The organism is Archangium primigenium (assembly GCF_016904885.1).
In the GTDB taxonomy this organism is placed as follows: domain Bacteria; phylum Myxococcota; class Myxococcia; order Myxococcales; family Myxococcaceae; genus Cystobacter; species Cystobacter primigenius.
This window is the reverse complement of the sequence record NZ_JADWYI010000001.1, coordinates 3,787,197-3,811,583: the sequence shown is the minus strand read 5'-3', so window position 1 is coordinate 3,811,583 and position 24,387 is coordinate 3,787,197. Positions and strand designations below refer to the sequence as shown.

The window sequence follows — 24,387 nt, the reverse complement described above, 5'->3', positions numbered from 1 at the left end:
AGGTGTGCGCAGGGAACGGGCAGGCGACTCGCACTGAGGTCGCGTGTTTCCGGGAGATGTGGTTTCATGGCGAGTCAGATGGAAGGTTTCCACCCAGGCGCAGTCCGGCGGAGCACGACGAAATGGTGACCGGCGACTCACAGGGTCCAGGTGATACGGGGGCGGACCCACTCATTGGCCGGACGCTCAATGGCCGCTTCAGCATCCTCGAGCCCATTGGCGTGGGCGGCATGGGCCGCGTGTACCGCGCCCAGCAGACGCCCTTGGATCGCGTGGTGGCGCTCAAGGTGCTCAACCCGCACTTCCCCACCAGTCGGGACCCTGGCTTCCAGAAGCGCTTCCTGCGCGAGGCCTCGCTGTCCTCCAAGCTCCGCCACCCCAACACGGTGACGGTGATCGACTACGGGCAGACGGACGACGGCATCTACTACATCGCCATGGAGTACCTGGAGGGTCGCACGCTCGGCCAGGCCGTGGCGGAGTCGGGCCCCCTGCCCTGGGCGCGCGCCCTGAGCATCGCCCAGCAGATCTGCCGCTCGCTGCGCGAGGCGCACAACCAGGGAATCGTCCACCGCGATCTCAAGCCCGCCAACATCATGCTGCTCAACGAGGCGGATCAGGACCTCGTGAAGGTGCTGGACTTCGGGCTGGTGAAGTCCATCGCCGCCGCCGACGACACGCCCAACCCGGAGATCACCCAGAGCGGCACCTTCCTGGGCTCGCCGGCGTACATGGCCCCCGAGCAGGCGCGCAACGAAGCGGACGTGCGCAGCGACGTGTACTCGCTGGGCGTGGTGCTCTACCAGATGCTGGTGGGCCGGCCGCCCTTCGTGTCCAAGGATCACATCGAGCTCATCTTCGCCCACCATAAGGAGCTGCCCCCCGCGTTCAGCTCCGTGCGGCCGGACATCACCGTGCCCGCGGGCATCGAGGAGGTGGTGCGCCGCTGCCTGGAGAAGCAGCCCGCGCGGCGCTACCAGACGATGGACGAGGTGCTCGACGCCATGCGCGCGGCGAGCATGGCGGCCGGCGGCCACAGCGGCATCTTCAAGCACCCCAACGGCCAGCACACCACCGGCCCGCACAAGACGCCCATCTTCGCGGGCATCACCGGGGACTCGTCCTCGGGCGGGGACACGCTCGCGGTGGACATCAGCGTGGAGGTGCCGCCCGACATCAAGAACGCCCGGCGGCGCACGCTCTTGATGGGCGGCCTGCTGGGCGGTGGCATCGCCGTGGCGATCACCGGCGGCCTGCTCTGGTACACGGGCGCCTTCAAGCACCGCGCCCCGGAGAGCCCGACGGCCCCCGTGGCCGCCGTGGCCGAGCCCACCAGCGAGCCCGCCGCCACGCCCGTGGAGGCCGAGCAGGTGGTGCGCTTCCGGCTGATGAGCCAGCCGACGGGCGCGCACGTCTATTACAAGGGCGAGGAGCGGGGCACGACGCCCCTGCTGCTGGAGATTCCCAAGCCCAAGGGCCAGGACACGCTCACCGCCGAGTTCGAGTTCATCCTGGACGGCTACCAGCCGGACACGGTCATCACCGGCGGCTCGGGGGAAGTGGTCTTCACCCAGCGCATGCAGCGCATGCGCGCGTCGGCCACCCGGGGCGGCTCCAACCGCATGGAGCGGGATCGGGGCTCGAACGCGGGGGATTCTCGCTCGGGGGTTCCCATCAGCGCGCCGGTGATGATGGAGTCCGACCCCGCGCCCAGCGCCCGGGCCGACGCCAAGGCGCCCGCGGGGGAACTGCCCGTGCCGATGATGGGTCTCACGCGCGGCGCGGAGACCCGGCGCAGCGGGCCCATGCCCTTCCAGGAGGGCATGCCCCGGCCGGTGGAGGTCCAGGGCAAGGACATCGTCTACACGCGCGAGGCGCTCGCCGCGCGGGTCGAGGGGACGATGCTGCTCAAGTGCATCATCACGACCCAGGGCGGCGTGGAAGGCTGCCGCGTCATCAAGGGCCTGCCGCACATGAACGAGGCGGTGGTGGATGCGCTGCAGTCGCGCACCTACAAGCCCATCCTCGTGCAGGGCCAGGCGGTGGCGGTGGACTACCCCTTCACCATCCGGATCGTGGCGCCCCGGCGTCGCTGAGCCGTCCAGGCACGCCCCAGTCCACCACGCGCCAGCCGCGGCGGGAGGCCTCCCGCCGCAGGCGACGGTCCGGGTGGACGGCCACGGGGCGACCCACCACCTCCATCACGGGCAGATCCGAATACGAGTCCGTGTAGAAGGCGCAGTCGGAGAGCGCCACGCCCAGCCGCGAGGCGCAGGCCTCCGCGTGCACGCGCTTGCCGTCACCGAAGCACAGCTCCCCGCGCAGCCGGCCGGTGTACACGCCCCGCGCATCCACCTCGAAGCGATTGCAGAGCACCTCGGCCAGCCCGAGCTCGCGCGCCACCAGCTCGGACATGTACTCCGAGGACGAGGTGAGCAGCACGAGCCGATCTCCCGCCGCGCGATGCGCGTCCAGGGTCCGCAGGGCCCCGGGGCGGAACTGCGAGCGCACCTGGGTCTCGTAGAACTGGGCGGTGCGCTCGCGCAGCCGCGCCTCGCTCGTGCCCTGGAGGGTGGCCAGGGCCCGCGCGAGCGCGTTCTTCATGGGGGCGAAGCCCAGGTGGTAGCGGGCGAGCCAGACACTGGCGAGCAGGGCCTGGGAGCGGGAGATGTGCCCCTGGGCGAACTCGTCACGCACCCAGAGGGAGGCCGAGTTCACCGCGAGCAGCGTCTTGTCCAGATCGAAGAAGGCGATGCCCATGGGTCCCCGCCCCTCCTCACCCACGCGGCGCGCCGGAGCCCTGGCGCCGTCGACGCCAGGCCACCACCGTCAGCCCCGAGGCCAGGGGCAGCAGGACGCCGGGCCCCGCGCCGCATCCGTTGGCCACCCCCTTGGTCACCGCCTGGAAGCCGCGGCCCAGTTGCGGATTCTCGCCGCATTGGACGGGGGGCAGGCCCCGGGGGTACGCATCACAGAACCCCGCGGCGCTGCCCACGTCGATGATGCGTTTGCTCGTCTCGCCCGGGTGCGCGGTGGGCTCCATGGTGGAGCCGGGAACCTCGGGCACGTGGTCGAGGCCCACCACATGGCCGAGCTCGTGCGTCACCGTGTTCTGCAGGTCCATGCCCACGCACGCGGTGGTGCGCACGCTGTCGCACAGCGGCGAGTCGGCGGTGGTGAACTCGTAGCCCCTGCCCGTCCCGGACGCGTTGAGCTCGATGTCGGCGTCGAGGATGTAGCCCGTGCGGAAGCTGAACGTGGTGGTGGTGAGCCCGATGGTGGCGTTGCCGTGCTCCCAGCAGCCGTAGTCGTTGGCGCAGGTGTCGGCCTCGAGGCAGGGGTCTCCAGGAGGCACGGCATCGTTGCAGTCCCGCTCGCGGAAGGTGATGACGTTGTCGTTGGGCCCGCCGTCCTTGTCGTAGCCCACCTGGGGATTCGGCAGGTCCGGGCCGCGGGTGAAGACGTAGTCGCTGCAGGTGTTGGACACCGCGCGCCAGGAGGCCACGGCGGCATCGATGGCGGCGAACTCGGAGTCCCCCGGGGTGCGCGCGCTGCCGGCGGGATCCAATCGGTAGAGGAACTCCCGGCCGGGCCAGACGACACAGAAGGGTCGGCCAGGCACCAGGGTGCGCCGGTAGTCCTGGGCCTCCGCCCCGGACGAGGCCAGGGCGAGCACCGCGAGCGGAGCCCATGCGAGGCGCCGCGTCACGAGCGAAGGCCTCCCCGCCGACGACGTCCCAGGAGCAGCCCCCCGGCGCCCAGCGCGAGCCACCCGGGGGCGGCGCCGGTGCTGGCGCATCCCGAGGAGACCGGGCCGAGCACGACGGCGCTGGGCGTGCTGACCGGGGTCGTGAAGCAGCTCTGGCTGGCGCCGCCCTTGGGGTAGGCGCCGCACACGAAGTCGCGCGAGCCCGCGTCGATGGTGCGCTTGGAGATCTCCCCCGAGGGGGCGCGGGGGTACATGACGGAGCCGCTGGCCAGGGTGTGATCCAACCCGAGCAGGTGGCCGAGCTCGTGCGTCATGGTGTTCTGCACGTCGGTGGCCACGCAGTTGCGCTGGGTGGCGCCCGGCTGGACGCACACCGGCGCATCCACGGTGGTGAAGGTGAAGCCGCTGGCGTTCAGCTGGATGTCCGAGTCGTAGATGATGCCGGACTTCTCGTCATAGGTGGTGAGCGTGAGGGCGATGGTGCGCTCGTCGCTGTCCCAGCAGTCGTAGGCATTGCCGCACGTCTCGTCGCGCCAGCACGCATCGGTCGAGGGCGCCACGTCGGCGCACCGCCGCGACCGGAAGAGGAAGAGGTTGCGGTTGTCCCCCTTGAGCACGTAGCCCACCTTGCGATCGTCCACGAGCGGCCCCTCGGCGAAGCCCAGGTTGCCGCAACCGTCGAACACGTCCTGCCAGCTCTTCACGGACGCGCGGATGGCCTGGAACTCCGCCTGCCGCTGGGCGTCGGTGCTCTGGGGGTTGCCCACGCTGCTCAGCTGCCAGGGGATGGTGGGCACCGTCCAGAAGAGGCACTGGGATTGCGAGTCACTCGCCGTCACGCGGCTGCGGACGTACGGGTCGCTCTGACCGAGCGCGAGCGCGAGCACCAGGGCGGAGATCATCACGGCCTCTTCTCCTGGGTCGCCGGAGACACGAGCGCCGCGCGGATGGCCGCCTTGAGCTCCGCGAGCGGCAGGCTCCGGGCCGGGGCCTCCACGGGCTCCTGGGTGGCCGGGTCGAGGACGAGCGTGTCCCCCAGGGACTCCGGCACGGCCTGGGCCTTGCGTCCCCCCTCGGGGGGCTGGACCTTGTACTTGCCCTGCGCCATCCCGGACACCCGGAAGGCATCGGCGCCCTGCCGCGCGAGGAAGACGACCACCTCCTCGCCTGGCGTGAACGTGGCGAGCCCACTGACCCGCTGGCCAATGTCCCCCACCCGCCCCCCGGGCTGCGTGACGAGCACCGTCGCGCCCGGCTGACCCTTGAGCGACTCGGTCACCTGGATCTCCACGTCGGTGACGATGCGGCGCCCGTCCCCGCTCCAACGGCTCTCCACCCGGCGCACCGTGCCGTGCACGATGGCGTCGGAGGACTGGGCGAGCTCGGGCAGTTCGGCACGCAACAGGGTGGTGGCGCCCGCTGGCCCACAGGGCAGGAGGACAGCCAGGAGCAACACGCGAAGCGACGTGGACAGTGTCATGCGAAGGCCCTCGAGGTGCGTCAGTTTAATGCATTGGCCCGGGAAGCGGGACGGAGAACCCGGCCGTTCGTTGACCACACAAGCCCGCTCCTGCTATCCGCGCCCTTCCGACCTATGGCCTCCGCTCCTCGTGTCCGATTCGCCCCGTCCCCGACCGGCTACCTGCACATCGGGGGCGCTCGCACCGCCCTGTTCAACTACCTCTACGCGAAGCGCCACGGTGGCGTGTTCATCCTGCGCGTCGAGGACACGGACCAGGAGCGCTCCACGCCCGAGTCCGTCAAGGCCATCCTCGACGGGCTCATGTGGCTGGGCATCGACTGGGACGAGGGCCCGGGCAAGGAGGGGCCCGCCGCGCCCTACTTCCAGACCCAGCGCCTGGACCTCTACAAGAAGTACGCCGATCAGCTCATCGCCGAGGGCAAGGCCTACCGCTGCTACTGCACGCGCGAGGAGATCGACGCGCGCCGCGCCGCCGTGGAGAAGGCCACGGGCAAGCCCGGGACCTACAAGTACGAGGGCACCTGCCGCGAGCTCAAGGAGCCGCCGCCGGGCCGCACCTCCGTCATCCGCTTCAAGATGCCCTCCCAGGAGGGCGAGGTGACGTTCGACGACAAGGCGCTGGGTCCCATCACCAAGGCCTACTCGGACCTGGATGACTGGGTGATGCTGCGCGCGGACGGCATCCCGCTCTACAACTACGGCTGCGTCATCGACGACCACACCATGGACATCACCCTGGTGGGCCGGGGCCAGGAGCACGTCAACTCCACCTTCCCCCAGCTGATGCTCTACCAGGCCCTGGGCTGGAAGCCGCCCGAGTTCGCCCACTTCCCGCTCATCCTCGGCCCGGACCGCGAGAAGCTGTCCAAGCGCAAGCACCCCGAGGCGGACGTGATGCTGCACAAGCGCCACGGCATCCTGCCCGAGGCCCTGCTCAACTTCGTGGTGCGCCTGGGCTGGAGCCACGGCAACGACGAGGTCATCTCGCGCGAGCAGATGATCGAGTGGTTCGACTTCGACCACGTGGGCACGACGTCCGGTGTGTGGAACCCGGAGAAGCTGCAGTGGCTCAACCAGCAATGGCTCAAGCTGCTGGCCCCCGCGGTGGTGGCCTCCACCCTGGCCGACTTCCTCGTGGCCAAGGGGGTGCAGATCAAGCCGGGCGATCCGCGGCTCGAGCGCGTGGTGCTCGCCTTCCGCGAGCGCGCCAAGACGCAGCAGGAGATGGCCGACATGGCGCTCAAGTACTTCCAGCACGGCGTGACGCTGGAGGAGAAGGCCGCGGCCAAGCACCTAACGGCCGAGTCCAAGCCCCTGCTCACCCAGGTGCGCGAGCAGGCCGCCGCGCTGCCCGAGTGGACCGCCACGGCGCTGGACGAGGTGGTGAAGAAGGTCAGCGAGCAGGCCGCGGTGGGCATGGGCAAGGTGGCCCAGCCGGTGCGCGTGGCCGTCACCGGCGGCACGGTGAGCCCCGGCATCGGCGAGACGCTGGAGCTGCTCGGCCGCGAGGAGTCGCTCCACCGCCTGGACGCCGCGCTCTCCCGGCCGTGACGGGCGGGGCCCAGGTTGGAGTGGACACCACTCCGCCCGGGCCCTATTGTTCCGGGCCGATGACACGAGTGCTTGACAGCCTGAAGGGCCTTTTCTATAAGGCGCGCCCGTTCGGGGCGGTTGCGGCGGCCCTGTGGACGGTAGTGGCGGCGGCGGAGGTGGTCAGCGGAGCGCAACTGCCCGATGGCTCGCAGAAGGTCGGCGAGAACAGGTATCGGGCACCGGGCGACTTCGAGAAGACGCTGGAGTATTACAAGACGGTCTACCCGGCGGGTTCGTATCCTCGGCGGGCGATCATCAACCAGCCGGGCGTGAAGGCGGTCCATATCAGCAACCCCTCGGGGAAGAATTTCGAGGGGCTGAACATCTACGAGGCGAATGATGAGGTTCGCGTCTATGTTGTTCCCCTGCAGTCGGTGCCCGGTGGTAGTAAGCCGGTGAAGAAGCCGGAAGCGAAGCCCGGGAAGAAGTCGCGGTAGACGGGCGGTAGGAAAAAAGGTAGTTGAAGTGGGCAGGTGGTTGCGGTAGGGAGAGGCAGCACAGCGGTCTTGGGGAATCGTCTAACGGCAGGACAGCAGACTCTGACTCTGCTTATCTAGGTTCGAATCCTAGTTCCCCAGCTCGTCGTACCCCGGTGTCAGACCGGCCCTGTCGTCTAGCGGTTAGGACGGAGCCCTCTCACGGCTCAAACTCGGGTTCGAATCCCGGCAGGGTCACTGTAGTACCAGTACCGCAGCGCCGCAGTCAGGCCCTGTCGTCTAGCGGTTAGGACGGAGCCCTCTCACGGCTCAAACTCGGGTTCGAATCCCGGCAGGGTCACACCGGAACGCCCGCTTCTCTCTTGAGAAGCGGGCGTTTCGCTTTTGCGGGCTCCGCCCGAGGGAGGCAGCGGGCGGACCCGCTCCTCCCCTCCCCACGTCAGCGGCCGCTGTTGCCGAGGCTCTCGCGGAAGGCCGTCAGCGCCGAGGCGAGGTTGGTCTGGGCCCGCTGGAGGTTGCGGCGCATCAACAGCGTGCGCACCCGCTCCGGCAGCGCCCGCGGCGACGAGGAGCCAAAGCCCACCAGCTCCAGGCGCAGCGTGATGGCGTCCAACAGGTCCGCCAGGTCCGCGTTCGGGCCCGCCAGCAACACTAAGTCCGACGACGCCGACTGCAGGCGCTCGGCGATCTCCCACCAGCCCGGGGAGCCCGTCTCCAGCACCACCACGGCCGCGCCCAACAGCGCGGGGGAGTCGGGCGGCAGCGGCACGGCCTCCAGCCCCTCGTCCAGCAGGGTGCGCAAGGCCGAGTTGCTGCCCACCACCGCCACCTGCCCTCCTGGGGCCACGCGGCTGGCGAGCTCGTAGGCCCGGAGCTGGGCCTCCATTTGCTGGCGGGCCGTGGGCGAGGCCTGTCCGCCGGCTTGCAGCAGCTCCGCCGCCTCACGCGCCACGCGGCGCGCCTGCTCACGGCCCTGGATGCGGCCCGCGCGGCGCTCCAGCGCGGCGCGCACCTTGGCCCGCACCAGCCGCAAGTCCTCGAAGGGCTTGAGGATGTAATCGCTCGCGCCCGCGGCGAAGGCGGCGATCACCGACTCCGAGCTGGAGTAGCCGGTGATCATCACCGCCTCCAGCGAGGGCTGGAGCGCACGCGCCTCGGCGATCAGCTCCACGCCACCCATGCCCGGCAGGTTCTTGTCGGTGATGAGCACGTCGAAGCGCTGCCCGCGCAGCATCTCCATCGCCTGCTCGGCGTCCTCGGCCAGGCTCACCACCAAGTCCGCCTCACGCGCCAACAGGCGCGCGCACACGTCCCGCACCACGGGCTCGTCATCCACGACCAGCACGGTCGAGGCGAGGGTTCCGCCACGCCCCTCACTCGTGCTGCCCTCGTCCGTCTCGAAGGGGAGGTCCATGCGCAGGAGAATCGCACAGCTCGCAACGGACTTCGAGCAGCGCCGAGAGGGACTTATGTTGGAGACGTGGCGAGCTTCACGGAAGCCCTGGAAGAGAACCCCGCTCCGCGTCGGCTGGGAGACGTCTGGCTGAACTACGAGCCTGGCCGCCTGCTCGGAGTCTCCCGGACGCCCTCCGCCTGGCAGCGGCAAGGCCCCCCCCTGCTCATGGCCCTGGCCGCCGTGCTCGCGGTGGGGGCCCTGGCGGCATTGATGGGAGGAGGTAGGGATTCCGCGGCGTCGCTCGTCCCCCTCGTGTTGGGGCTGGGCGCGGGCGCGCTGGTGGGCGTGGCCCTGCGCCTGGAGGCCCACCTGGGCCGTCGGCGCTTCGTGCTGCACTTCCGCTCCGAGCGGCTCCGCCTGGAGCGGCTGCGGTGGGCCCCGGGGGCCACGCGCCGCGAGTGGGTGCCCTTCGACAGTGTCACCGCCGTGGAGGTGGTGGAGCGGGCCTCGGGGCACCGCGCGCTGGTGGTGGTGTGGCGCGAGGGCGAGTCACACACCCGGCGCGAGGTGGTGGTGGATCACATCGGCCCCCGGGAAGACGAGGCGTTGGTGCGCGTGTGGCGCCTGCTGCACAACGCCTTCGGGCTCAGGGGGGCGGGGCTCGCCGGAGAGTGAGCTCCACCTCGGTCCCCGTGCCCTGCGTCGACGACAGGCGCATGACGCCCCCGGACTGCACCACCAGCTCCTTGCAGATGGACAGGCCCAGGCCCGTGCCAATGCCCACCGGCTTGGTGGTGAAGAGCGGCTGGAAGACCTTCTCCTGGAGCTCCGTCGCGATGCCGCAGCCGTTGTCCGTCACCGTGAGCAACACGTCCTGCTCACGCGACGACCAGCGCACCTCGATGCGCCCCGGCCGGCCCGTGCCTTCCATGGCCTGCGCCGCGTTGACGATGAGGTTGAGCAGCACCTGGCACAACTTCACCGGACCGAAGGCCACCTTCACCGGCTCGCCCATGGTGGTGATGCGGGCGCGGTCGCGCACCTCGGCGCGCGCCAGCTTCACCGCGAACGACACCACCTCGGCCACGTCCGCCGAGTTCTCCATGTCCTCGCCCCGCGCCTGGGCGCGCAGGCCCAGCGCCACGCCCCGCAGGTGGTCCGCGCCCGACGCCAGGTCCGTCAGCAGCGAGGGCAGGTCCTCCAGCACGCTCGCTACCTCGGGCGAGGGGTCCGTCGCCAGGTGCTTGGAGGCGTACTGCACCACGCACTCGAGATCCCGGCGCAGCGAGGCCACGTTCTGGGACAGGTAGCCCACCGGGCCCATCAGCTCGTGCGCGATGCCGGTCGTCACCTGGCCCAGCGTGGCCAGACGCTCGGCCTTCATCATCCGCCCTTCCACCTCGCGGATGCGCAGCTCCAGCCGCGCGATGCGCAGCCCGTCCTCGAGCGCGGCGAGCACCTCGGCCCGGTCCCACGGCTTGACGAAGTAGCGGCTGACCTGACCCCGGTTCACCGCGTCGATCACCGCCTGCATGTCGGAGTAGGCCGTGACGAGCATGCGCTTGGCGTCCGGCGCCAGCGTGCGCGCGCGCTCCAGCAGCTCCACACCCGTCATGCCCGGCATGCGCTGGTCCGACAGGATGACGCCAATCTCACTGCGCTTCTGCTCCAGCAGCGTCAGGGCTTCGGCGGGGGTCGAGCAGCGGAAGATGCGGAACTTCTGGCCGAAGTTCGCCTCGAACACCCTCAAGTTGAGCGCGTCGTCGTCGACATAGAGGACGGCGGGGAGGTCAGACGGATTCATGGAGTTCCTCTCTGGGCCAGGCCGACCGGCACACACCCACCCTTCCAACCCACTGCGCCCACGCCCCAAGAGATACCACGTCGCGCGCCAAACCCCATGGGCCGTGTTTCACGGTCCAACGGTGCACGGGCCTCGGGGGGCAGCACCCTGTCCGGTGTCCAGCCTACCTGGGAAAAGCTCAGCGAGGGGAAGAGGAGGAAGGCCGTGAATCCACGGTGCGCTCCGCCGTCCCGCGTCCCTGGGGTTCCAGGGCTCCGCGCACCGCGGCCACCGAGCCGAACGAGCCCTGGCCCAACGCGCTCAACCGCGACAACAGGGGCGCCGGCGCGTCGTTCTCCCGGGCCAGCCAGACGAGTTGACGACAGGACAGAGGGAACACGGCCCCCTGCAGGGCCTGGGTCAGCGCCGCGTCGTTCTCCGACCCCTGCGCCTCTGGAGAGAAGGGTTTCATATCGTCGTCGCTCACGGTCTGAAGTTAATCCATTCACCTGCGCGAGGCGCGTTCTTCTCCGGCCCTTTTGACCAGGCGGGCGGCCGGTCGCTCGATGCTCTCGCCCGCCCCCACTGGTGCCAGGCCTCGTCGGCCCCATTCTATGCGGGCACTCCCACACCGCACGCGGAGGAAGACATGGCGAAGAAGAGCCCGGGCTATTCGGAGAACATCGAGCACGTGGAGGCCACCCGCCCCGAGCCGTGGCCCGGCATCAAGGGCCGCTCGGAGGACAAGGAGGAGGAGCTCCCCACCGGCACCCGGCGCGCGGAACAGGCCGACGTCACCGAGGCCCAGCGCAAGCTGGAGCACGACGTCGAGGACGCGCAGAAGACGCGTGAGTAGGCCCCCGTGCCCCTGGCGGGCCGCCCATGAAGGCGGCCCGCCCGGACAACGCTAGAACAGCAACCGCATCGGGTGCTCGAGCAGCGCCCGGAGCTCCCGCAGGTACTCGGCGCCGATGGCCCCGTCGATGACGCGGTGGTCGCCCGAGAGCGTCACCGTCATCACCTTGCGGATGACCATCTGCCCGTCGCGCACCACGACCTTGTCGGCCACGGAGCCCACCGCGAGGATCGCGGCCTGGGGCGGGTTGATGACGGCGATGAACGAGTCGATGCCGTACATGCCCAGGTTGGACACCGTCAGCGAGCCGCCCGTGTACTCCGCCGGCTTGAGGGCCCGCTTGCGCGCCCGCTCGGCCAGGTCCCGTGCCTCGGCGGAGATGGCCGACAGGCCCTTCTTGTCCGCGTCGCGGATGATGGGCGTGATGAGCCCGTCCTCGATCGCCACCGCGATGCCGACGTCCACCGACTCGAAGTGCAGGATGGCGTCGCCATTGAGCGCCACGTTCATCTTCGGGTAGCGGCGCAGCGCCATCGCCGACGCCTTCACGATGATGTCGTTGACCGAGACCTTGGACTCGACGGCCTTGGCCTCCTCGCGGATCTTCAGCGCGGCGTCCATCTCCACGTCCACCGACAGGTAGAAGTGGGGCACTCCGGGCTTCACCTCGGCCATGCGCTGGCTGATGACCTTGCGCATGGTGGAGACGGGCACGGACTTCGGCTCGGGACGCGTGCCCGGAGCCGCGGCGGCGGCGGTCGGCTTGGACGCGGCGGCGGCCTTGGGGGCCTCCGCGCGGGCCGACTCGACGTCCCGCTTGACGATGCGACCCAGCGGACCCGAGCCCTGGATGCGCGACAGGTCGAGCCCCTTCTCCTGGGCGATCCTGCGTGCCAGCGGACTGACGCGCAGACGGCCACCGGGCGTGGACACCGGCTCCTTGGCCTTGGGGGCCTCGGTGGCGGCGGCGGCCGGCTTGGGCGCGGCGGACTTGGACTCGGCGGGCGCCTTGGACTCGGCGGCCGGGGCCGGCTTCGCCCCACCCTTGCCCGCCAGGTACGCGATGGGCGCGCCCACCTTGGCCGTCTCGCCTTCCTTCACCACGATGCGCGCGAGCACACCGTCGTCGTAGGCCTCGACCTCGAGGTTGGACTTGTCCGTCTCCACCTCGGCGATCGCCTCGCCGGAGGAGATCTTGTCCCCCTCCTTCTTGAGCCACTTGACGATCTTGCCCTCGGTCATCGTGGGCGACATCGACGGCATGGCGATGGCGATGCCCTCGCCCCCTCCGGACGCGGCGGGAGCCGACTCGGGCTTCTTCTCGTCCTTCTTGGGCTCGGCCTTGGGGGCCTCGGCCTTCTTGGGCTCGGCCTTGGGCGTCTCGGCCTTCTTCTCGGCCTTGGGGGCCTCGGCCTTCTCACCCTTCTCGCCGAGCATGGCGATGGGCGCACCCACGGTGGCCATCTCGCCCTCGGCGACGAGGATCTTCAGCAGGATGCCGTCATCGTAGGCCTCGATCTCGAGGTTCGACTTGTCGGTCTCGCACTCGGCGATCGCTTCGCCGGAGGAGACCTTGTCGCCCTCCTTCTTGAGCCACTTGACGATCTTGCCCTCCTTCATCGTCGGAGACAGGGAGGGCATCTGGATGGGCGTAGCCATACGGGTCTCAGGCTCCCTCGCGGTAGAGGACCTTCTTCACGGCGGCGATGATCTTGGGCGCGTCCGGCTGGATCGCGTTCTCCAAGTTGGCCGCGTAGGACATGTTCACGTCGAGGCCGGTCACGCGCACCACGGGCGCGTCGAGGTCATCGAAGGCCTTGGACTGGATGATGTCCACCACCTGGGCTCCCACGCCCGCCAGCGGCCAGCCCTCCTCCACGATGACGGCGCGGTTGGTCTTGCGCACCGAGGCGAGGATGGCCTCCTCGTCCAGGGGCCGCAGCGTGCGCAGGTCGAGGATCTCCACGGAGATGCCCTCGGACTCCAGCTGCTTGGCGGCCTCCTCGCAGAAGTAGTACATGCGCGACCAGGTGATGAGGGTGACGTCCTTGCCCTCGCGCTTCACGTCCGCCTTGCCCAGCGGAATGACGTGCTCGCCCTCGGGCACCTCGCCCTTGATGGCGTAGAGGCGCTCGCCCTCGAACATGACGACGGGGTTGTCGTCGCGGATGGCGGCCTTGAGCAGGCCCTTGGCGTCCGCCGGGGTGGCGGGGGCGATCACCTTGAGGCCCGGGAAGTGGGCGTAGGTGGACTCCAGCGCCTGGCTGTGCTGGCTGGACAGACGGCCACCGGCGCCGCCCGGGCCGCGGAACACGATGGGGCAGCGCAGCTGGCCGCCCGACATGTGCCGCAGCTTGGCCGCGTTGTTGACGATCTGGTCCATCGCCAGGATGGCGAAGTTCCACGTCATCATCTCCACCACCGGACGCAGGCCGACCATGGCCGCGCCCACGCCCAGGCCCGTGAAGCCCAGCTCGGAGATGGGCGCGTCGATGATGCGCGCGCTGCCGAACTTGTCCAACAGCCCCTGGGACACCTTGAAGGCGCCCTGATAGCGACCCACTTCCTCACCAATGAGGAAGACGTTGGCGTCGCGCTCCATCTCCTCGGCGAGCGCTTGATTGAGCGCCTCGCGGTACATCAACTCGGCCATGGTGTTGGCTCCGAAATGCGAAAGGGTTCAGTCAAACAGCGGGACGACTAGCTCTTGAGACCGGCGGCCTTGTCGGCCTTCTCCGCCTGCTCGCGCGGCTCCAGGTCCCACGTCACCTTGAGGTCCTTGCCCGAGGGGTACGAGGGCCAGTTGTCCACCTTCTCGCCCAGCACGCGCGCGCGGGGGCGAACGTCCTCCTCGCCCTCCTCCACGATGGTGTCGCGCCACAGCTCGTCGAGGCTCGGCTCGGGCGACTCGTCGGCGAACTTCACCGCCTCGTCCACCTGCTCCTTGATCTCGTTCTCGATGGCCTCGAAGTCCGACTCCTTGGCCAGGCCCTCCTTGAGGGCGTAGTGCATGAGCCGGGGGATCGGGTCGTTCTTGCGCTCGTCCTCCACCTCCTGCTTGGAGCGGTAGGTGGCGGGGTCCACCACCGAGTGGCCGCGGAAGCGGTAGGTGTTGGCCTCCATGAGCACCGGGCCGTTGCCGGCGCGGATGTAGGCGGCCGCGTCCTTCACCGCCTCGTACACCTTGAGCGCGTCCATGCCGTCCACGGCCTCGTGGCGCATGTTGTAGCCGGCGCCACGCTTGTGGATCTCCGGCACCGCGGACACGCGCGCGATGGCCGTGCCCATGCCGTAGCGGTTGTTCTCGCAGATGTAGAGCACGGGCAGCTTCCACTTCACCGCCATGTTGAGCGTCTCGTGGAAGGCGCCCTGGTTGGCCGCGGCGTCACCGAAGTAGCACACGGTGATGCGGTCCTCGTTGCGGTAGCGGCTGGCGAACGCCATGCCCGCGGCGAGCGGAATCTGCCCGCCCACGATGCCGTAGCCGCCGTAGAAGTGATGCTCGATGTCGAAGATGTGCATCGAGCCGCCCTTGCCCTTGCTGTAGCCGCCCGTGCGGCCGAAGAGCTCCGCCATGATCATGCCGGCGTGCGAGCCGCGCGCGAGCGGCTGGGCGTGATCGCGGTAGCCCGAGAGCATGTAGTCGTCGGGGCGAACCGCCTCGTTGACGCCGACCGCCACCGCCTCCTGCCCGATGTAGAGGTGGCAGAATCCGGCGATCTTCCCCAAGCCGTACTGCTGCTGGGTGCGCTCCTCGAAGCGGCGCATGAGGTACATCTTCCGGTACATCGTCAACAGCAGGTCTTTCGAGTAAGCGCTGGCCACCGCCACTCCTCCGTACAGTTGAGACCGCCCCCATCCGGGACGGAAAACGCCAAGCGCCTCACATAGCGCGCGGCAAGGGGACTGCAAGGGCTTTTGTCTGCCCGTAGAACAAACTACGCGGACAATCCGGGTTCAGCCGCACCGCGTCAAGCGTCGGGGTCGAAATGCGGGACCGAAACGATGGTCTCCAGCAGCGGCACGGGCCGACCCGAATGGTCCGTGGCGAGGTGGATGACCCGCGCGTCGGGGAAGCGCCGCGCGTAGTCGTTGACGTGCGTGGGCTCGTTGTCGAAGGCGGCGATGAGCGTGCCCCACGAGCCCAGGCGCGCATGGGCCTCGCGCTTGAAGGCATCGTCGTCATCCTCCGGGCGGGGCTTCATGAGCAGGTGGACACGCGCGTCGTCGGGCACGGCCAGCCCATGGCGGCGCATGCAGGACTCGGTGCCCGCGCGCATGCCCTCGTGGCGGCCCGTCACGTAGACGAGGTGCGCGCCCGCCTCCACCACCGCGCGGGTGAAGGCCGCGGCGCCGGGAACGACCGTGTCGTCCACGCAGTAGTCGCTCGTGAAGAAGCGCTCGAGCCAGAAGGTCCGGGCCGCCGCGAAGTGCGCCTCCACCTCCGGCTCGGACAGGCCGCAGTTGCGCATGGCCCCCCGCATGTCGAAGCCGCTGTCCCAGTGGCGCGGCTCGCACAGGCCCAGGGCCTGTTGCGACACGGAGACGCCGAACTCGCGCAGGATGCGCGCCTGCCGGGGCCGGTTGTCGAAGAGCGTGGAGTCCAGATCGAAGGCGAGCACCGCCCGCGGGCCGAGCGCGCGTGCCCGCTCCAGCACCTCGCGCAACGCGAGGCGCCAGCCCTCGCCCACCCTGCTCTTGAAGTCGGAGACCATGGGCCCTCTATAGGGCACATGGCCTGGCGGCGTTCGGGAATTCGCTCCCTCAGGCGGCCGATCGGAGGGGCTGGGGCCGAGGAGGCTGCTCCTCGGGGTACAAGCGCACCATGCGCTTGATGCCATTGCGGTCCAGCACCAGCCGCGCGAGGTGCAACGACACCCGCTCCTCGCCCGCCTCCTGGACGGTGAACCGGAAGGCCAGGTCCACCTGGTAGCTCTTGGTGCCCCGCACCCGGCCCACGGAGAAGTCCTCCAGGTCCACGTACTCCAGCGCGTACTCCGGCTCGTCCATGTCGCGCAGGAAGCGGCCCACGTTGATGCGGATGATGTCGGTGATGCCGCTCACGCCCCGCTCGGTGCGCGGCAGCAGCTTCACGTCCAGCACCACCTGCTTCTGGTAGCGCAGCACCGTCTCGGACAGTTCGCCCTGGGACGCGGTGATGAGATCGTCCCGGAAGCGCAGCGCCACGAGTTCCTCGGGCACCCGCACCGCGCGCCCGTAGTCCACCTTCTCCTCGCAGACCCCCAGGCACTTGCCCGACACCGGCTCCACGATGCGCGCCATGCGATCATAGAGGTGCCGCGCCGCCACCTGGCTGAACATGCGCCGCATGCCTTCCTTGATGCGGTCCTTCATCATGTAGCCGCCGATCATGATGAGGAAGAAGTTGAGGCTCGCCTCGGTGAAGCGCACCTGCGCCCAGAAGGCCACCACCGAGGCGAACGTCATGGCCACGCCCGCGGCGAGCGCGAAGAGCACCTCTTCCCAGCCCTGGCGCTTCTGGGCCCGGCGCGCCGACAGGAAGAGGATGTTCATGCAGAACTTCTTGAGGAAGCCGAAGCGGTGCAGGTACTCCTCGTTGTCCCCCGTGGGGCTGATGACCGAGCGCAGCGCGTGGGCACGCCGGTACTGCTCCTCGCGCAGCACCTCGTCCATCAACTCCTTGCGCAGCTCGAAGGACAGTCCCGCGCGTGGCAGCGCGGCCATGTCCGCCACGGCCTTGCGCAGGAACTGCTCCACCGTGAGGCTGAGGTACTCGTCCACCAGCCGGATGGAGGCGCACGTCTTGTCCTGCAGCCGCCGCCGTTGCACCTCGCGCGCCCAGACCCGGAAGCGGTCCAGGATCCGCCGCACGCCCTCGCGCGTCGCCACCGCCTCACGCTCCATGGCCGCGCAGTTCGAGGACACGTGACCGTCCTCGCACCGTGACTCCACGTCCCGGGCGAAGCGCCGCAGCACGCCGCGGAAGACACACGACAGCAGCTTCGCCTGGTGGATGAGCGCGGCCTCGCTCTCGGTCCCCGCGCGCAGCGCCTTCTCCAGCCGCACCAGCGGCGAGCCGTCGGAGAACTGCAGCTCCTCCAGGCTCATCACCGGTGTCTTGAAGCGCACGTAGTTGTGGATGTCCGCGTAGAAGTTCGCGCGCGGGTACGTCTCCGCGTCGATGTTCAGACTCGCCGGCAGGAAGACGTACGTCTCCACGAGATAGCGCGTCTCGGCGTCGCTACCCGAGGGCTGGTACTCGAGCTTGAGCTCGAACTGCTTCCGGTCGTGCACTTCCAACCGGTTCTGCAGCAAGGGAGAAGATGCCGGGGACACGCGGAGGAGTCTACGTCACGACTCCGTCACACCCTAGTGGCCCTCGGTCCGCGACGCCCTGCAGCGGACGTTGTCCGGGGCCCGGGCGCTCGTTTGGTGGCGCAACCTTTTCGCGCCTAGCCGCCGGTGCCCGTGCGGGACGAGGGCGGCGAGGAGGTACCGCCCGGGGTCAGGGACTCCACGGGCGCCGCCGGGGCCCCGTGCGCCTTGGGGCGGGCGTTCCACAGGAAGAGCATCAGCACGCCGCCCACCGCGGAGAAGCCGATCATGCTCGGGCCCCAGGCGCCCCAGCCGAAGTTCTCCAGCAGCCAGCCCATGCCCACGCCCACCACCGAGCCGCCCACGTACTGCATGCCGTCGAACATGCCCGCGGCGGTGGCCGCGGCCTTCTTGCCGCCGAAGTCCATGGACGAGGTGCCCGAGAGCATGGAGTGCACGATGCTGATGGAGAACGAGTTCACCACGAAGGCGGCGATCACCAGCTCCAGGCTCGGCGCCTTCCAGATGATGGCCATGCACACCACCTGCAGCACGTAGCCGATGAAGGCCACGGGCGGCCGACGCGCCTTGAAGAGCAGGTCGGACAGGAAGCCCGCGGAGAACGCGCCCGCGATGCCCGCGACCACCACGCCAAAGGCGCCCTTCTGGAACACGGGGCTGTCCAGCGGCAGCTTCTGCGCCTCCTGCATGTAGCGCGGGAACCACTGCTCGAAGCCGTGGCGCACGAAGCCCGTGCAGAACTCGGCCGCCGCGATGGTGAGGGTCACGGGGTTGGTGAACACCACGCGCGCCACGTAGGACAGGTCCACCTTGCCCGTGTACCCGCTGGAGGCATCCGCCGTGTCCAGCGCGGGCAGGCCCGCCTCGTCCGGCGCGTCGCGCACCCACAGGAAGGTGAGCACGCCCAGGGTCGTCATCACCAGCGCGGGCACGAAGAAGACGAACTGCCAGGGCAGCGTGGCCACCAGGAAGGGCGCGATGAGGAAGATGAGCGCCCGGCCGCCCTGGATCATCGAGCCGAAGATGGCGGAGAACACGCCGCGCTCGCTGATGTGGAACCAGCCCGAGTTCACCTTGATGAGCGCCAGGGCCGAGTACGACTGGAAGTACATGTTCAGCGACCAGACCGTGGCCAGGTAGCCGAGCAGCACCGTGCCCGTGCCGAGGAAGCCCAGGTACGCCCCCAACCCGAAGGCCAGGTTGAACACCACCGCGCCCACGGCGCCCAGCAGCATGGCGCGGCGCCCCCCGATGCGGTCGGCGAAGGGGCCGTTGAAGATGGCCGAGATGCCGTAGATGAGCGTGGCGGCGCTGATGATGGCGCCCACCTGCGTCTTGCTCCACCCGTACTTCCCCGACAGCGTCGCGTTGGCGAAGGAGAAGTTGTAGCGGCCCATGTACATGGCCGCGTACATGGTGCCCAGGGTGAGCCAGTTCTGGGCGCGGCGCAGGCGGAAGGCCCGCGAGTACTCCGGCCGCGGGGGCAAGGACGAAGGAGCAGCGAGGTGCATGTCGTGAGGCACCCTATCCGTCTTGGCGCCCCGCCGCCAATCACCCGCCCCCCGATTCACGCCTGCTCGGCCAGGAGCCGCAGCAGACACAGCTCCGTCTTCGCATCGGGCACCTGGCCCGCGCGGCACAGCGCGAGCAACTCGCCGAACGGCCGCCACCGCACGTCCCCGCCCTCCTCCAGCGGCGAGCCATCCCCCGAGGGCGGCTCGGGCACGAGGCCCGTCACGTCCACCGCCGCGGGAAACACCTTCTCCGACAGGATGCCCGGCGCCACGAAGAAGCCCGCGCCGAGCAGCCGGACGTCCTCGGGCCGCACGACGTAGCCCGCCTCCTCGCGCACCTCCTCGGCCGCGCGGTGGCGCAGGCCCGCCTCGCCGCGATCCTCGGGCTCGAGCAGCCCCGCGACGATCTCCTCCACCCGCAGGTAGGACGCACCGTCCGGGAGCACCATCGGCTTGTCACGCCGGAAGTACGCGGCGGGCCGCAGGTTCATCCGCGTGAGCACCTCCAGGCCCGACGCACCGCGCCGAAACACCACCACCGCCACCGCGTCCAGGCGCGGGCGATCCACCACGTCCACCCGGTACACCTCCGACGTCGAGCCGTCCGCGCGCCGGTTGCGGCAGCGCAAGCGCTTGAGGCGCAGGAAGCCCTCGTCGCACCGCGCCGTCGAGGAGAAATCCTCGATGATCTCGATATCCGTGACCGCGCTCCCCGTGTCCGTACGCATGCCTGCTCCTTGAGCGATGAATCGACGTCGGGGCGTTGCTTGCCCACCCCCAGAGGATCCCGTACCTTGCGCCGTCTTGTAGCAGTCAAATTCCTCACTGCCCCTGGATCGCCCCCTCGAATGCGACGCCTCCTGCCCGGACTTCTCTCCGTCCTGCTCTGTGCTTCGTGCATGCCCGTCATGGAGGGCAATGACATCGACCTGTCGGGGCAGGAAGTCCGCCTCACGCTGCTGCACACCTCGGACATCCACTCGCGCCTCATCCCCTACGACTTCTCGCCGTTGAAGACGGACACGGACCTGGGGATCGTGCCGGAGGCGGGCCCGTTCGGCGGCGCCACGCGCATGGGCGCCATCCTCAAGCGCGAGCGCAAGCGCTCCGAGCGCGTGATGCACCTGGACTCGGGTGACTGCTTCCAGGGCGCGCCCATCTTCAACCTCTTCAGTGGCGAGGCCGAGTTCAAGTTCCTGTCGCGCATGTACCTGGACGCGGCGGTGATCGGCAACCACGAGTTCGACGCGGGCCTGGGCAACTTCGTGCAGAAGGCGCGCGACTTCGCGAGCTTCCCGCTCATGGCGGCCAACTACGCCTGGGACAGCCCGAAGGATCCCGGCAACAAGCAGGCGCTGCTCAACAGCGTGCCCTACGTCATCCGCAACATGCAGGGCCTGCGCGTGGGCATCATCGGCATGGCCAACATCTCCTCGCTCAACTCCCTCGTGGAGGGCGGCAACTCGCTGCAGGCCACGCCCCTGGAGCAGAACGAGGTGGCGCGCGCCTACGTGCAGATGCTGCGCCCGGTGGTGGACCTGATCGTCGTCGTCAGCCACCTGGGCCTGCACGAGGACCAGGATCTCATCCGCGGCTACGAGGCCTTCTACGAGTACGAGCGCGCCAAGCCCTTCATCGAGCGCGCCCAGGAGCCCTGGCAGATCCTGGAGTGGGCGGATCCCGCGCTCGCGGGCCAGCCCAAGGCGGTGGTCAAGGTGCTCATCCCCGGCGTGTCCGGCCTGGACGTCATCCTCGGCGGTCACCTGCACGTGGTGCTCAACCCGCCGCAGCAGCTGAGCGACCCGAGCGGCCGCAAGGTGGTGCTGGCGCACTCGGGCGCGTTCGCCAAGTACGTGGGCCGCCTGGACCTCATCGTGAAGGTGCCCACCGCCGAGGAGCGCGGACCGGATGGCGCCGAGGTCGTCAGCCAGACCTTCAAGGCCTTCCCGGTGGACGGCCTGTGGTGCGACGACGCCATGCGCGCCTACTACAAGGACAACTACTGGAACCCCGGCCAGTTCATCAACGCGCCCGGCGTGCGCGAGGCCCTGGCCAAGTGCCAGGCCCAGGAGGACCGCGAGACCACGGATCTCATGCAGTCCTACCTGCTGGGCATGGACTTCAAGCTGCAGCTGACGTCCATCTTCTCCTACGCGCCGCGCAACCTCGAGCGGCGCAACAACTCCTCGGGCGGTGACTCGCCGCTGGGCAACATCACCGCGGACTCCATGCGCAAGCGCCGCGCGGTGGAGGCGGAGATGGCGCTCACCAACTCGCTGGGCATCCGCGACAACCTCTACGCGGGCGCGGTCACCCAGGAGTCCATGTTCAACGTGTTCCCCTTCGAGAACACCATCAACATCATGAACCTGTCGGGCTCGGAGATTCAGGAGATGCTCGACTTCGTGACCGAGCGCTCGGCCGAGCGCGGCTGCGTGAGTCAGGCGCAGATCTCCGGCGCGCGCTTCACCATGGATTGCGCCCAGGTGCAGATCAACGACCTGCGCATCGCGTGCGAGCAGAGCCAGGGCGCCAAGGACTGCCCCCAGACGGGTCGCGAGGGCCATGCGCCCTGGCAGTGCCTGTCGGACGTGGACGGCAGCCGGTGCTATGCCCACCCCGCCATCGACATCTCCATCAACGGCAACCCGCTCAACCCCAACGGCATGTACCGCGTGGCGGTGAACGACTACATCGCCAAGGGGGGCTCGGGCTTCAACGTGCTCAAGCGCAACACCACGCGCCAGGAGACGGGCATCTCGCTGCGCGACTCGCTCATCGGCTACATGCAGGGCTTCTGCACCTGTGACGACATCAACGCGGGCCGCACCACGTCCGCCACCGGCGAGCACTGCGGCGCGCTGCGCGACGGCAAGTGGACGGTGGACGAGCAGCTGCGCAACGTGTGCCGTCAGGCCCAGGAGTTCCAGGACGCCCTGGCCAAGAAGGTGGGCGAGTGCACCTGCCTGCAACTGCTCCAGTCTCCGGCCAACGCCTCCGAGCGCTGCCAGGTGCAGGGGCTCACGCCGGAGATCATCCAGGCCACGTGCGGCGTGCCCCCGGGGCCGTACGCCGGCCGCTGCAACTGCCGCGAGGTGATCGCCGGAGCGCAGGAGTGCGGCTCGGTGACGGGCCAGCTCAAGCGCTTCTGCGAGAACCCGGTCAAGATGCCCCTGGCCAACGCCTCCGAGGACGGCCGCATCGGCCGCAAGGTGAAGTGATGAAGACGACCCAGCTCCTCCTGGCCGCCACGGCGGCGGCCGCCGTCTCCGGGTGTTACGCGGTGGAATCCCCCCCGCTGTCCGGCGTGGGCGCGTTCCGGGTGGACGTGCAGCGGCTGTCCACGGTGGCCGACGACGGCACCCTGCAGCCGCTGAGCGTGGTGCCCACCTGCCTCAAGCGCTACAACGACACGCTCGAGCAGGTGCCCGCGGACCAGCGCGGCAAGTCGGACTGCCGCTACGTCATTCCCACCGGACAGGTGGAGATGCAGGTGAGCGTCACCGCCCTGGGCAAGAGCGGCGAGCCCATGGACTTCAATGGCCCGGTGAGCTTCAAGATGGACCCGGGTGAACTCGCCGGGGACTACGGCTACGCCTGGGTGCAGATCACCAAGGGCGTGGGCGTGGGCACGCTGCGCGCCCAGCACCTCTTCGGTGAAGTGCGTGTGCTGGTGGCCGACGAGCCCGTCAAGCTGCACTACATCAACGGCGCCGTCGCGGGGGACCCCACCAAGCTGCCCCAGGAGCCCACGACGCGCAGCTATGCGTCCAGCGCCTCGCTGCCCATGTACTTCCAGGAGCCCTCGCTCGCGGCGATCCAGACGCCGCAGGGCTTCGACAACCGCACCTCGCCCTTCGTCAACCAGTTCGTCACCATCGGCCGCATGCCGGAGGCCGGTGGCGCCCTCAAGCGCGACTGTCCGGGCATCGACGACAACCAGGACGTCACGCTGCTCGTCACGGGCACGGACCCCTCGGGCTTCTTCGTCACCGACATCACCGCGTGCCCCGTGCCGGAGAACACCTCCTCGGCCTCGGGCGTGCGCGTGGCCGAGCCCAACGGCTACCTGCCCGGCACGTACGGCTCCATGTTCGTCTACAACTACAGCTTCCCCGAGGGCCTCTACCCCGGGGATCTGCTGTGGACGCTCGCGGGCTCCATCCAGGAGTTCACCTCCACCACGCAGCTCACCTTCCCGTCGTGGACGGTGCGCGAGCACGTGCGCCTGCGGCCCCAGGACGAGTGGGAGATCCACCTGGCCAAGAACCCGCCGGTGGAGCTCAACCTGCGCCACTGCTTCCTGGACAACGTGCTCTCGCCGTTCATCACCGACATTCTGTGCGGCTACAACAACAAGAACCTGAAGATGGAGAGCCTGGAGTCGGGGCTCGTGAAGATGCGCCGCGTGCGCTTCCCCCAGGTCTTCAAGACGTGTGACCTCAACGGCGACGCCACCGTGCCCTCCTTCTGTCAGACGAAGGACGCGATGGGGAACTGGATTTGGGGCAACTGCGACACGTCCAACCCCGGCGTGGATCCCAACGCCGCCGAGCGCCAGTGCAACGCGGACTGCACCACCGGCACCGGGACGTACGCCAACACGGTGTGCGCCGAGCGCACCCAGTACACGGGCTTCGGCCAGTTCGTGGTGGAGATGGCGGGCCCGGGCCCCCGCGAGGCGGGCCTGGATGACACCCTGCCCGCGCGCACCCAGGTGGTGGCGCTGTCGGGCGGCGCGTCGCGCAAGACGCCCATCGGCTACGACACCGGCACCCAGGTGAGCGTGTGGTGCGAGGAGGCCGCCCACGTGCGCTTCGGGGACACCACCGTCACCGCGAGCACCCAGGACGAGCTGCTGCCCGCGCGCCAGCGCAAGGACGTCATCACGAGCGCCAATGGGGGCTTCGTGGCCTTCCTGGCCCAGACGACCCCCGAGGGTCAGGCGCCGCGCTGCCACGTGGCCGCCAACACCCACACCCGCATGCTGCTCATCACGCGCGACGCAGTGCCGGATCTGCGCGTGGACTGCGACGAGAGCGACACCGACGCCGAGCGCGCCCGCCAGTGCCGCTTCCTGCACGGCGCCACCTATGACGTGGTGGGTCATCTGCGCCAGGTGCAGGCCGCCCGGCCCCGGTGGATGGTGATGCCGCGCGACGCCGACGACCTGTGCTGCCACCCCGGCGTGGGCTTGGAGTGCCCAAAGCCCGTCCAGCCGTGTAAGTAGCCAAAGAGAAGACGTGAATCGGATGTGAGCGCCCCACTCATTGGGGCGCCGGAAGGAGCGGCGTCCCC

General features: G+C 69.4%; 21 protein-coding genes and 3 tRNA genes. 10 read left to right on the top strand and 14 right to left on the bottom strand.

Annotated elements, in window-relative coordinates:
• Positions 1–122: 122 nt before the first annotated feature.
• The gene (locus I3V78_RS15780; protein WP_204488774.1) at positions 123–2,096 is read left to right on the top strand and encodes a TonB family protein; all 1,974 of its coding nucleotides are present in this window, start codon (positions 123–125) and stop codon (positions 2,094–2,096) included.
• Here I3V78_RS15780 and I3V78_RS15775 read toward each other — a convergent pair.
• The 4 genes from I3V78_RS15775 to I3V78_RS15760 are packed head-to-tail and all read right to left on the bottom strand — an operon-like array spanning position 2,062 to position 5,189.
• Positions 2,062–2,760 (bottom strand): HAD family hydrolase, encoded by a 699-nt coding sequence (locus I3V78_RS15775; RefSeq protein WP_204488772.1) that lies wholly within the window; start codon positions 2,758–2,760, stop codon positions 2,062–2,064. The genes I3V78_RS15780 and I3V78_RS15775 overlap by 35 nt on opposite strands.
• A gap of 16 nt (positions 2,761–2,776) precedes the next feature.
• Complete coding sequence (locus I3V78_RS15770) at positions 2,777–3,709, bottom strand: myxosortase-dependent metalloprotease, MXAN_2677/MXAN_2678 family (protein ID WP_338023602.1); 933 nt, start codon at positions 3,707–3,709, stop codon at positions 2,777–2,779.
• Positions 3,706–4,611: a myxosortase-dependent metalloprotease, MXAN_2677/MXAN_2678 family gene (locus tag I3V78_RS15765; protein WP_204496650.1), complete on the bottom strand. Its 906-nt coding sequence runs from the start codon at positions 4,609–4,611 to the stop codon at positions 3,706–3,708. Before I3V78_RS15765 ends, I3V78_RS15770 begins: the two co-directional genes overlap by 4 nt.
• A complete protein-coding gene (locus I3V78_RS15760) occupies positions 4,611–5,189 on the bottom strand; it encodes a hypothetical protein (protein WP_204488770.1) in 579 nt (192 codons plus the stop codon). The genes I3V78_RS15765 and I3V78_RS15760 overlap by 1 nt, the downstream gene beginning before the upstream one ends.
• Positions 5,190–5,303: 114 nt before the next feature.
• Here I3V78_RS15760 and gltX point away from each other — a divergent pair, with 114 nt between their 5' ends.
• The 5 genes from gltX (at position 5,304) to I3V78_RS15735 (ending at position 7,562) form a co-directional block, all read left to right on the top strand.
• The gene (gltX, locus tag I3V78_RS15755) at positions 5,304–6,743 is read left to right on the top strand and encodes a glutamate--tRNA ligase (protein WP_204488768.1); all 1,440 of its coding nucleotides are present in this window, start codon (positions 5,304–5,306) and stop codon (positions 6,741–6,743) included.
• Positions 6,744–6,802: 59 nt separating this feature from the next.
• A complete protein-coding gene (locus I3V78_RS15750) occupies positions 6,803–7,222 on the top strand; it encodes a hypothetical protein (protein WP_204488766.1) in 420 nt (139 codons plus the stop codon).
• 70 nt (positions 7,223–7,292) lie between these two features.
• Positions 7,293–7,363, top strand: a tRNA-Gln gene (locus I3V78_RS15745).
• A gap of 24 nt (positions 7,364–7,387) precedes the next feature.
• Positions 7,388–7,459, top strand: a tRNA-Glu gene (locus tag I3V78_RS15740).
• A 31-nt stretch (positions 7,460–7,490) separates the two neighbouring features.
• Positions 7,491–7,562: transfer RNA gene (locus I3V78_RS15735), tRNA-Glu, on the top strand.
• Positions 7,563–7,661: 99 nt separating this feature from the next.
• Here I3V78_RS15735 and I3V78_RS15730 read toward each other — a convergent pair.
• A complete protein-coding gene (locus I3V78_RS15730) occupies positions 7,662–8,636 on the bottom strand; it encodes a response regulator (RefSeq protein WP_204488764.1) in 975 nt (324 codons plus the stop codon).
• A 66-nt stretch (positions 8,637–8,702) separates the two neighbouring features.
• Between I3V78_RS15730 and I3V78_RS15725 the strand changes: the two genes are divergently transcribed.
• Positions 8,703–9,293 carry a hypothetical protein gene (locus I3V78_RS15725; RefSeq protein WP_204488762.1) on the top strand — a complete coding sequence of 197 codons (591 nt, stop codon included), beginning with the start codon at positions 8,703–8,705 and terminating at the stop codon, positions 9,291–9,293.
• Here I3V78_RS15725 and I3V78_RS15720 read toward each other — a convergent pair.
• Together I3V78_RS15720 and I3V78_RS15715 are read right to left on the bottom strand one after the other, a co-directional pair.
• Complete coding sequence (locus tag I3V78_RS15720) at positions 9,265–10,422, bottom strand: sensor histidine kinase (RefSeq protein WP_204488760.1); 1,158 nt, start codon at positions 10,420–10,422, stop codon at positions 9,265–9,267. The genes I3V78_RS15725 and I3V78_RS15720 overlap by 29 nt on opposite strands.
• Positions 10,423–10,600: 178 nt before the next feature.
• A complete protein-coding gene (locus I3V78_RS15715; protein ID WP_338023601.1) occupies positions 10,601–10,888 on the bottom strand; it encodes a DUF2795 domain-containing protein in 288 nt (95 codons plus the stop codon).
• Between the two features lie 162 nt (positions 10,889–11,050).
• Between I3V78_RS15715 and I3V78_RS15710 the strand changes: the two genes are divergently transcribed.
• The gene (locus I3V78_RS15710) at positions 11,051–11,257 is read left to right on the top strand and encodes a hypothetical protein (protein WP_204488758.1); all 207 of its coding nucleotides are present in this window, start codon (positions 11,051–11,053) and stop codon (positions 11,255–11,257) included.
• Between the two features lie 51 nt (positions 11,258–11,308).
• On the opposite strand, the gene I3V78_RS15705 is transcribed toward I3V78_RS15710, so the two are convergent.
• The 7 genes from I3V78_RS15705 to I3V78_RS15675 all read right to left on the bottom strand — a co-directional run bounded on the left by I3V78_RS15705 (position 11,309) and on the right by I3V78_RS15675 (position 19,817).
• Positions 11,309–12,916 (bottom strand): pyruvate dehydrogenase complex dihydrolipoamide acetyltransferase, encoded by a 1,608-nt coding sequence (locus tag I3V78_RS15705; RefSeq protein ID WP_204488756.1) that lies wholly within the window; start codon positions 12,914–12,916, stop codon positions 11,309–11,311.
• A gap of 7 nt (positions 12,917–12,923) precedes the next feature.
• Positions 12,924–13,910 carry a pyruvate dehydrogenase complex E1 component subunit beta gene (locus tag I3V78_RS15700; protein ID WP_204488754.1) on the bottom strand — a complete coding sequence of 329 codons (987 nt, stop codon included), beginning with the start codon at positions 13,908–13,910 and terminating at the stop codon, positions 12,924–12,926.
• A gap of 47 nt (positions 13,911–13,957) precedes the next feature.
• Positions 13,958–15,082, bottom strand: a complete 1,125-nt coding sequence (gene pdhA / locus I3V78_RS15695) for a pyruvate dehydrogenase (acetyl-transferring) E1 component subunit alpha (protein WP_204488752.1) — start codon at positions 15,080–15,082, stop codon at positions 13,958–13,960.
• Between the two features lie 146 nt (positions 15,083–15,228).
• Positions 15,229–15,972 carry an HAD family hydrolase gene (locus I3V78_RS15690; protein ID WP_204488750.1) on the bottom strand — a complete coding sequence of 248 codons (744 nt, stop codon included), beginning with the start codon at positions 15,970–15,972 and terminating at the stop codon, positions 15,229–15,231.
• 49 nt (positions 15,973–16,021) lie between these two features.
• Positions 16,022–17,575 (bottom strand): hypothetical protein, encoded by a 1,554-nt coding sequence (locus tag I3V78_RS15685; protein ID WP_204488748.1) that lies wholly within the window; start codon positions 17,573–17,575, stop codon positions 16,022–16,024.
• Between the two features lie 116 nt (positions 17,576–17,691).
• Complete coding sequence (locus I3V78_RS15680; protein WP_204488746.1) at positions 17,692–19,086, bottom strand: MFS transporter; 1,395 nt, start codon at positions 19,084–19,086, stop codon at positions 17,692–17,694.
• 56 nt (positions 19,087–19,142) lie between these two features.
• On the bottom strand, positions 19,143–19,817 hold the full coding sequence (locus tag I3V78_RS15675) for an NUDIX hydrolase (RefSeq protein WP_204488745.1): 675 nt from the start codon (positions 19,815–19,817) through the stop codon (positions 19,143–19,145).
• A 120-nt stretch (positions 19,818–19,937) separates the two neighbouring features.
• Here I3V78_RS15675 and I3V78_RS15670 point away from each other — a divergent pair, with 120 nt between their 5' ends.
• On the top strand, positions 19,938–22,310 hold the full coding sequence (locus tag I3V78_RS15670) for a bifunctional metallophosphatase/5'-nucleotidase (protein ID WP_204488744.1): 2,373 nt from the start codon (positions 19,938–19,940) through the stop codon (positions 22,308–22,310).
• On the top strand, positions 22,310–24,319 hold the full coding sequence (locus I3V78_RS15665; RefSeq protein ID WP_204488743.1) for a hypothetical protein: 2,010 nt from the start codon (positions 22,310–22,312) through the stop codon (positions 24,317–24,319). The genes I3V78_RS15670 and I3V78_RS15665 overlap by 1 nt, the downstream gene beginning before the upstream one ends.
• The last annotated feature ends 68 nt before the right edge of the window (positions 24,320–24,387 follow it).